General features: G+C 65.4%; 5 protein-coding genes and 1 pseudogene. 3 read left to right on the plus strand and 3 right to left on the minus strand.

Annotation, left to right across the window (positions count from 1 at the left end):
- Window positions 1-6: 6 nt before the first annotated feature.
- Both CG471_RS07575 and CG471_RS07580 read right to left on the minus strand, forming a co-directional pair.
- Window positions 7-690, minus strand: coding sequence for a DUF6624 domain-containing protein (locus tag CG471_RS07575; RefSeq protein WP_099231439.1), 684 nt, complete (start codon window positions 688-690; stop codon window positions 7-9).
- A gap of 3 nt (window positions 691-693) precedes the next feature.
- Window positions 694-2309 (minus strand): annotated as a pseudogene (locus CG471_RS07580) (FAD-dependent oxidoreductase).
- 205 nt (window positions 2310-2514) lie between these two features.
- On the opposite strand from CG471_RS07580, the gene CG471_RS07585 reads away from it, so the two are divergent.
- The 3 genes from CG471_RS07585 to CG471_RS07595 are packed head-to-tail and all read left to right on the plus strand — an operon-like array spanning window position 2515 to window position 8589.
- Window positions 2515-5928, plus strand: coding sequence for a response regulator (locus CG471_RS07585; protein ID WP_099231440.1), 3414 nt, complete (start codon window positions 2515-2517; stop codon window positions 5926-5928).
- Entirely contained in the window at window positions 5913-6788 is an 876-nt protein-coding gene (locus tag CG471_RS07590) for a protein-glutamate O-methyltransferase CheR (protein ID WP_099231441.1), read from the plus strand. The genes CG471_RS07585 and CG471_RS07590 overlap by 16 nt, the downstream gene beginning before the upstream one ends.
- The gene (locus tag CG471_RS07595) at window positions 6778-8589 is read left to right on the plus strand and encodes a response regulator (RefSeq protein WP_099231442.1); all 1812 of its coding nucleotides are present in this window, start codon (window positions 6778-6780) and stop codon (window positions 8587-8589) included. The genes CG471_RS07590 and CG471_RS07595 overlap by 11 nt, the downstream gene beginning before the upstream one ends.
- A 12-nt stretch (window positions 8590-8601) precedes the next feature.
- On the opposite strand, the gene CG471_RS07600 is transcribed toward CG471_RS07595, so the two are convergent.
- The coding region (locus CG471_RS07600) for a transposase (RefSeq protein WP_143560160.1) at window positions 8602-8761 on the minus strand (160 nt) is incomplete at its 5' end.

Raw genomic sequence — 8761 nt, forward strand, 5'->3', positions numbered from 1 at the left:
GGCGCGCTATGCCTTGGGGCACTGGGCGTTATCGAACATCGCCAGATATTGCTCGATCGTCTGCGTCATGCCGACTGCCTGGCGGCGCGCATTCACCGCATCGGGTGCTTCCAGGTCGGTCGGCTGCCATCGGCCGTCGACACAATTGACCTGGGTGCCATAGCGCTGCGGCTTCTTGTCGAATGTCATCGCCACCCGGTCATAGAGCATCGCATAGGCCTGGCCCTCGGCCTCGCCGTCCGACAGCAGGGCCTCCATCCGGTTCAGTGTCCCGCGCATCAGCGCCGGATCGTCGACGGCATGCTGGACGATCAGGAAGGCGGCGCGGGCCGCTTCCTTGCCGTATATGCTGATCCGGAACCATCCTTCTTTCGGGATCATCGTTTTCAGCCGTTCCTGATTCAGCCTGTCATGGCGACTGATCTCGGCCAATATGGCTCCGCGCCATACCGGTTGCTGGTCGGCGGGCACCGATGACCAGGCCAGTTTCATCATGGTGATGCGACCGACTTGATCCAGCGTGCCCAGCCGGATGATCTTCTCGGCATCGTCCTTCGCCGGTGGCAACGCGGCCTGTCGCGCCTCCTCCTGGCGATAGGCATCGGTCACCTGCTGGCGCATGGCGTCCATCGTCGGGGCCGGGGCGACGGCGCCTGTGGCGGCCTGCAGGAAAAGAAGTGCTGCCTTCATGCTTCACCCATTCACATGGCTCCAGATGCGCGAGATCACGACCGATCCTTCGCCCACGGCAGAAGCGACGCGCTTCACCGATCCGGCGCGCACGTCGCCGACCGCGAAGATGCCGGCGCGTGAGGTCTCATAGGGGGAGGGGGCCTCGACCGCATCGCCGGTCAGCACGAACCCCTTGTCGTCCAGCGCCACCAGTCCCGACAGCCAGCCGGTATTGGGCGCCGCGCCGACCATGATGAACAGGGCGCAGCAGGCGATCTCGCGCGCGCTGCCGTCGGCGTGACGGATGGTCACCGCATCGAGCTGCGCATCGCCATGCAGCCTGTCAATTTCGGTGTCATAATGGATGGTGATCGCCGGGTCGGCCTCCAGCCGGCTCGACAGGTAGCTGGACATCGACAAAGCGAGCGAAGGCCCGCGCACCAGCAGATGGACATGGCGCGCGCTGCGGCTGAGGAACATCGCCGCCTGGCCGGCGCTGTTGCCGCCGCCGACCACTACGGCTTCGGCCTGGCGGCAATAGCGCGCCTCATTCTCGGTCGCGGCATAATAGATGCCGGCGCCCTCCAGATCGGCGAGCCGCGCGATCGGCAGGCGGCGATATTCCACGCCGGTCGCAACCAGCACCGCGCGGGCACAGATGCGCTGGCCATTGTCGAAGACGCCGCAATAATGGCCGTCGCCGGTTTCCTCCAGCGCCGTCACCCGGCGCGGCATCAGGAAGCGGGTGCCGAATTTCATCGCCTGCACCTCGCCGCGCCAGACCAGGTCGGCGCCCGAAATCCCGGTGGGGAAACCCATATAATTTTCGATCCGGCTCGACGTCCCCGCCTGGCCGCCAATCGCGATATCCTCCACCCCACCAGCGCGTTGAGCCCTTCGGCCCCGGCGTAGACGGCCGCCGCCACGCCGGCCGGCCCACCGCCCACGATCAGCAGGTCTACCGTCTCATTCTCGGTAAAGCCGCGATCCAGGCCGAACAGCCGGGCGACCTTCTCGGGTGTGGGATCGGCAACGACATTGTCGCGACCGAAGATCACGGCGGGCCGGTCGGCCTGCGCCCCGCAACTGGCGGCGACCCGCCGGGCATCGTCGCTGCCCAGGGCATGGGATGTGTAGGGCAGGCGGTTGCGGCTGGCGAATTCGGCGATGCAGCGCACCGCCCGATCCTCATCCTCGCCGATCAGCACCAATGTGCTGTCGCCCATGTCGAGCTGCCGCCGGCGTCGCGCCGCCAGCACGGTGATGATGATGTCCGACATTTCCGGGATCGCCGCCATCAGCCGCAGCATCGTCGGGCGCGGCACTTCCAGCACGCGGGTATCGCGTGCCGCGCGCATCGGGATCGACCAGCTGCCGCCGCTCAGGAAGGAAATCTCGCCCATGAACTGGGTCGGTCCGATGGTGGAGGGGACATGCCGTTCCTCGCCGAACGGATTGACCACCTCGATCTCGCCATCCTCGACATAGATGAAGCGATCGACCGGGTCGCCGGGCCGGACGATATAGGTGCCGGCGGGATAGATGGCCTCGCGGCCCTCGGCCCGCAGCGCCGCGACATGCTCGGCCGTCAGCGGCACACGCTGCATCTCCCGCAGATCGCGCCCGATCGTCTCCATCGCCGGCCTCCCGCCACTCCGTGTCGCGCGATGATGGCAATGGCGCAGCCTGTGCGCAATGGTCGCGGGCGCTCGGGATGCGATCAGGCGCATCATAATGTTGATCTCGATCAGCCCTGGCGCTCCGGCGCAAGGTGGCGCTTGCTTTCGTGCGGAAATGCCCCTTAGTCGGCACCTCCGTCACGGCAACGACAACAGGATGATAATGGGCAAGGCGAAATTTGGCTCCGTCAGCGGGCGCACGGATGCATGGGCGGCGCTGGGCCTGTTCCTTGGGATTGCTTTCTTCCTGGTAAGCGGCGCCGTCGCCTATCTCAATATCCAGGGCCTGGGCGAGAGCGACCGGGCGATCCGCCATACCCATAATGTGCTGATTGCGCTCGACGAACTGCTTTCGACCGCGCAGGATGCCGAGACCGGCCAGCGCGGCTATCTGCTGACGAGCGACCGTGGCTATCTGGAGCCCTATGAGAATGCGGTGGCAACCATGCCGGGGCGGCTCGATGCGCTGGCCAGGCTGACCCGCGACAACCCGACCCAGCAGAATAATCTCGCCCGCCTGCGGCGTCATATCGATGCCAAGTTTGCCGAACTCAGGGAAACGATCGAGGCACGGCGCAACCAGAGCATCATCCAGGCGCTGACGATCGTCACCACGGGGCGCGGCAAGCAGGAAATGGACGCCGTCCGGGCCCAGCTCGACACCATGGCCCGAGAGGAACTGCGATTGCGGGAAATCCGCCTTGCCGACATGGCATCGGCCTCGCAGACCGCGATCATGTCGGGCCTTGTCACCGGCCTTCTGGGCGTGGTTCTGACCATCGCCGTCTATCTGCTGGTGCGCCGCAACAGCAAGGCGCGCGCGCGCCAGGCCTGGTTGCAGGCGGGGCATCTGGGCCTGTCCGATGCGATGCGCGGCGACCAGAGCGTCGAGCAGCTGGGGGAGGCGATCCTCGCCTTCCTCGCGCGCTATCTCGGCTTCCAGGGCGGTGCGCTGTTCAAGGGCGAGGAAGGCCAGTTCAACCGCGTCGCGACGCTCGGCGTGCCGGCCGACGCCGACATGCCGCAGCGCTTCGTCGCCAAGGAAGGGCTGCTGGGTCAGGTCGCGGCCGAAGGGCGAGCGCAACTGCTGCATGATGTGCCCGATCATTATCTGACGATCGGCTCGGCCTTTGGCCGCGATCGTCCCCGCCATCTGCTGATCGTGCCGACCGTGACCGACGGTGTCGTCAATGCGGTGCTGGAGCTGGGCGCCTTCGATCCGGTCGACGACCGCGTGCTCGAACTGCTGGAGGAAGCAAGCGCTGGCATGGGCATAGCGCTGCGCTCGGCCCGTTTCCGCGCCCGGTTGCAGGACGCGCTGGAGGAAACTCAGCGTCAGGCCGAGGAATTGCAGGCCCAGGGCGAGGAACTGCGCGCTAATAATGACGAGCTGGAAACCCAGAGCCGCCAGCTTCAGGACTCCGCCTCCCGTCTGGAGGCGCAGCAGAGCGAGCTGGAACAGACCAATGTCCAGCTGGAGGAACAGGCCCGCCACATGCAGGCGCAGCGCGATGATCTCGCCCGCGCCCAGCTGTCGCTCCAGCAACAGGCCGCCGAACTGGATCAGGCCAGCCGCTACAAGTCCGAATTCCTCGCCAATATGAGCCATGAGCTGCGCACGCCGCTCAACTCGCTGCTCATCATGGCGCGCCTGCTGGCGGAAAATCGTGCCGGCAATCTCAGCGCCGATCAGGTCCGCCATGCCGAAACGATCGAGACGTCCGGCAATGACCTGCTGACCCTGATCAACGACATTCTCGACATTTCGAAGATCGAGGCGGGCAAGCTGGAATTGCAGCCGCGTTCCGTGCGGGTCGCGCCGATGCTGGACAAGCTGCAGGCGATCTTCGCGCCCTCGGCCCAGGCCAAGGGCCTGTCCTTCCGCCTTGCCGCCGGCGCCGATCCGGTCGAGATCGAAACCGATCCGCAGCGCGTCGAGCAGGTGCTGAAGAATTTCCTGTCCAACGCGATCAAGTTCACCGATCGGGGCGAGGTCGCGCTGACCGTCGGCCGGCATGCGGATGGCCGGGTGGCCTTCACCGTGCAGGACAGCGGCGTCGGCATTGCGGAAGCGCAGCAGAAGCTGATCTTCGAACCTTTCCGCCAGGCCGATGGCACGATCAGCCGCAAATATGGCGGCACCGGCCTTGGTCTCTCCATCTCGCGCGAACTGGCGCGGCTGCTGGGCGGCGAACTGCGCGTCGAAAGCCAGCCGGGCGAGGGCAGTGTCTTCTCGCTGCTGCTGCCCGATCGCTTCGATCCCGCGCTCAGCCATCTGCCCTCGATCAGCCTGGCCGAAGCACCGCGCCCCCAGCCGGTGACGCCCGCGCGCCAGCGTGTCGCCAGCCTGGTCGACACCCAGGACGATCGCGAAACCCTGTCCGGGGATTCGCGCCTGATCCTGATCGTGGAGGATGATCCGGTCTTCGCCCGCATCCTGTGCGACATCGCGCATGAACAGGGCTTCCAGTGCCTGATCGCCGGCACCGCCGACGAAGGCGCGCTGATGGCGCGGCAATATCTGCCCCATGCCGTCATCCTCGACATGAACCTGCCCGACCATACCGGCCTGTCGGTGCTCGACCGGATCAAGCGCGACATGCGCACCCGCCATATCCCGGTCCATGTCGTGTCGGTCGATGATGACAGCCAGGCGGCGCTGGCCAGCGGCGCGATCGGCTATCTGTTTAAGCCGGTGAAGCGCGATGCGCTGATCGACATGCTCGAAGGGCTGGAGGCGCGCATGGCCCGGCGCATGCGCCGGGTTCTGGTGGTCGAGGACGACGCCCAGCAGGCCGAGAGCATCAAGCTGCTGCTCGCCTCGCGCGAGGTGGAGACGCTGGAGGCCCATTCGGCCGCCCAATGTTTCGAGATGCTGGGCCGCGAGACCTTCGATTGCATGGTGCTCGATCTCAACCTGCCCGATGCGTCCGGTTTCGACCTGCTCGAACGGTTGAGCGCGGACGACAGCGTCGGCTTCCCGCCGGTCATCGTCTATACCGGCCGCGACCTTGGCGCGGAGGAGGAACTGCGCCTGCGCCGCTATTCCAAGTCGATCATCGTCAAGGGCGCCAAGTCGCCCGAACGGCTGCTCGATGAAGTGACGCTGTTCCTGCATCAGGTGGTGTCGGAACTGCCCGAACCCCAGCAGCAGCTGATCGCTCGTTCGCTCAGCCGCGACGAGGCGCTGGAAGGCAAAAATATTCTGGTTGTCGAGGACGATATACGGAACGTTTATGCCCTCACGAGCATTTTCGAACCCCATGGGGTTCATGTCCGTATCGCACGCAATGGCCGCGAGGCGCTTGTCGCGCTCGAAGAGGCTGCGCGCGCCGATGCGCCCAAGGTCGATCTTGTGCTGATGGATGTGATGATGCCCGAAATGGACGGGCTGACCGCGATGCGCGAGATCCGCAAGCAGGGCTGGGGCGTGGGCTTGCCGATCATCGCGCTCACGGCCAAGGCGATGGCGCAGGACCAGCAGGAATGCCTGGCCGCCGGTGCCAACGATTATCTCGCCAAGCCGCTCGACGTCGACAAATTGCTCAGCCTGGTGCGTGTATGGATGCCGCGCTGATGGAGGAGCATTTCGGGCCGCGGGACGAGCTGGAGCTCGACCTGCTGCTCGAAGCGATCTTCCGCCATTATCATTACGACTTTCGCGGCTATTCGCGCGGATCGCTGCATCGCCGGCTGGCCCGTGCCCAGCATCAGCATGGCTGCGACAGCCTGTCCCAGCTTCAGCATCTGCTGCTGCGCGATCCCGCCGTGTTCGCCGACCTGATGGGCTTCCTCACCATCCAGGTGAGTGAGATGTTCCGCGATCCCGCCTATTTCCGGGCATTGCGTGAACAGGTCGTGCCGCATCTCAAGACCTATCCCTCGCTCAAGATATGGATCGCCGGCTGCGCCAATGGCGAGGAATTCTACTCGCTCGCGATCCTGTTCCGCGAGGAAGGGCTGGAGGATCGCACGATCTTCTACTGCACCGACATCAGCCCGGCCGCGCTGGAAAAGGCGGAAGCGGGCATCTACGCGATCGATCGTCTGCCGCAATTCAGCGAAAATCATCGGCTTGCGGGAGGGAAGGCCTCGCTGTCCGATTATTATACTGCCGCCTATGGCGCTGCCGTCTTCGACAAGACGCTGCGTCGCCGCGCGGTCTTTGCACAACATAATCTGGCGAGCGACCAGGTCTTCGGGGAGGTACAGCTGGTGTCCAGCCGCAATGTGCTCATCTATTTCGATCGCGAATTGCAGGACCGCGCGCTCGGCCTGTTCGGGGAATCGCTGGTCCGCGGCGGCTTCCTGGGGCTGGGCTCGAAGGAAACGCTGCGCTTCTCGCGTTATTCCGATGGCTTTGCCGATTTCGACGAGGGCGAGAAAATCTATCGCCGCAACCTGCAGGATCTGAAGGCGCTCGACCATGCAGCCTGAGCCCACCAAGATCCTGGCGGTCGACGATGTCGAGGAAAATCTGACCGCGCTTGAAGCGCTGCTGGCGGACGAGGGCGTGACCCTCATCAAGGCGCGATCGGGCATGCAGGCGCTCGAACTGCTGCTGGTGGAGGATGTCGCGCTGGCGCTGCTCGACGTGCAGATGCCGGGCATGGACGGGTTCGAGCTGGCCGAACTGATGCGCGGCACGGAACGGACCCGGCGCGTGCCGATCATCTTCCTGACCGCCGTGGCGACCGACGAGCGGCGCCAGTTTCGCGGCTATGAAAGCGGCGCGATCGACTATCTGTTCAAGCCGGTCGATCCCCATATCCTGCGGCACAAGGTCGCCTTGTTCGTCGAACTGTTCCAGCAGCGGCAGGAACTGGCGCGGGAACGTGACAGCCATGCCGCGGCCCTGGCCCGCATCCAGGCCCATGGCGACAACAGCCCTTTGGCGATCGTGGAAATCGATGCCCAGCGCCATGTCGTCGCCTGGTCCAAGGGAGCGGAGCGGCTGTTCGGCTGGCGTGCGGCAGAGGTGGCGGGCTTTGGCGCGTCCGAACTCAAATGGCTGGACGACAGCCAGCGTGGCGACTTTTCCGGCCTGATGGACGAGATGATCGCCGGCACCGTGCCGCGCACCAACCGCCTGCTGCGCTTCCACACGGCCGAGGGGCTGACCCTCGATTGCGAATGCTATTGCTCGGCGCTGCGCGATGCCGCCGGCCGGCTCTTCTCGATCAGCCTGCAGATCCTCGACGTGACCGAACGCAAGCGGGCGGAGGCGACGCAGAAGCTGCTGATCGGTGAGCTTAATCACCGGGTGAAGAACACGCTGGCGTCGGTCCAGGCGATTGCCACTCAGACCTTGCGCCATTCGTCCGGCCCGTCCGATTTCGCCCCGACCTTCATCGGTCGCATCCACGCGCTGGCCAGCGCCCATTCGCTGCTGAGCGGCGAAACCTGGCAGGCCGCGCGTCTGGGTGATCTGATCGAGGGGCAGGTGACGATCGGCGCGATCGACGGCGAACGATTCCAGTGGAACGGGCCGGAGGTCGACCTGCGGCCCGAACCGGCGCTGCACCTGGCGCTGGTGCTGCACGAACTGGTGACCAACGCCCATAAATATGGCGCGCTGTCGGCCCCGGCCGGCCGTGTCGAGCTGGAATGGCGCCTGACCAATAACCAGTTGGTTCTGGATTGGCGCGAACGCGGCGGCCCCCCGGTCGAACCGCCCAGCCGTCGCGGCTTCGGCACCGCGCTGATCGAGCGCAGCCTGCGTTCCGACGGCGGCAGTGCCCAGCCCCATTACGGCGCCGAGGGCATGGGGTGGACGCTGACGCTGCCCTATGCCTCCAGCCCCCGCCTGCGCAAGAAGGCGCGTCCTGCGCCTCGAGAACAGGGCGCGAGCGGCAGTGGCAGTGACGGCAAGGCGCATCTGGGCGGCCGCCGCCTGCTGCTGATTGAGGATGAGCCGCTGGTCGCCTTCGAACTGGCCGCGACGCTGGAGGATGCGGGCGGCCATATCGTCGGGCAGGCTGCGACCGTGTCCGATGCGCTGGTCCTGATCGATCAGGCAGAGTGCGACCTGGTGCTGCTTGACGGCAATCTCCAGGGTGAGGGCGTGGAGCAGGTTGCGCGCGTCCTGGTGAACCGGGCCATGCCCTTCCTGTTCGTCAGCGGCTATGGGCGCGATCATCTGCCCGAAGCGTTCGATGCGGTGCCGGTGATCGAAAAGCCGTTCAAGGTCGCCGACCTGATCGACGCGATTGCCAAATTGGCGGTGCCGGCAACCTAGCGCGTAGACTCATTACGCACTGCACCAGATGCGCACGCAGATGAGCTTGATGGCTGCGAGGAAGTTGGCAGGGTCTTTGTCATAGCGGGTGGCGATGCCACGGAACTGCTTGATGCGGTTGAAGAATCGTTCGACGAGGTTTCGCTGTTTGTAGAGCCACGGCGAGAAGGCG

The organism is Sphingobium sp. IP1, from assembly GCF_002708645.1.
GTDB classification, from domain to species: domain Bacteria; phylum Pseudomonadota; class Alphaproteobacteria; order Sphingomonadales; family Sphingomonadaceae; genus Sphingobium; species Sphingobium yanoikuyae.

Coding starts and splice junctions, on each gene's coding strand:
- CG471_RS07575 (WP_099231439.1), bottom strand. CDS start 690: ATGAAGGCAGCACTTCTTTTCCTGCAGGCCGCCACAGGCGCCGTCGCC.
- CG471_RS07585 (WP_099231440.1), top strand. CDS start 2,515: ATGGGCAAGGCGAAATTTGGCTCCGTCAGCGGGCGCACGGATGCATGG.
- CG471_RS07590 (WP_099231441.1), top strand. CDS start 5,913: ATGGATGCCGCGCTGATGGAGGAGCATTTCGGGCCGCGGGACGAGCTG.
- CG471_RS07595 (WP_099231442.1), top strand. CDS start 6,778: ATGCAGCCTGAGCCCACCAAGATCCTGGCGGTCGACGATGTCGAGGAA.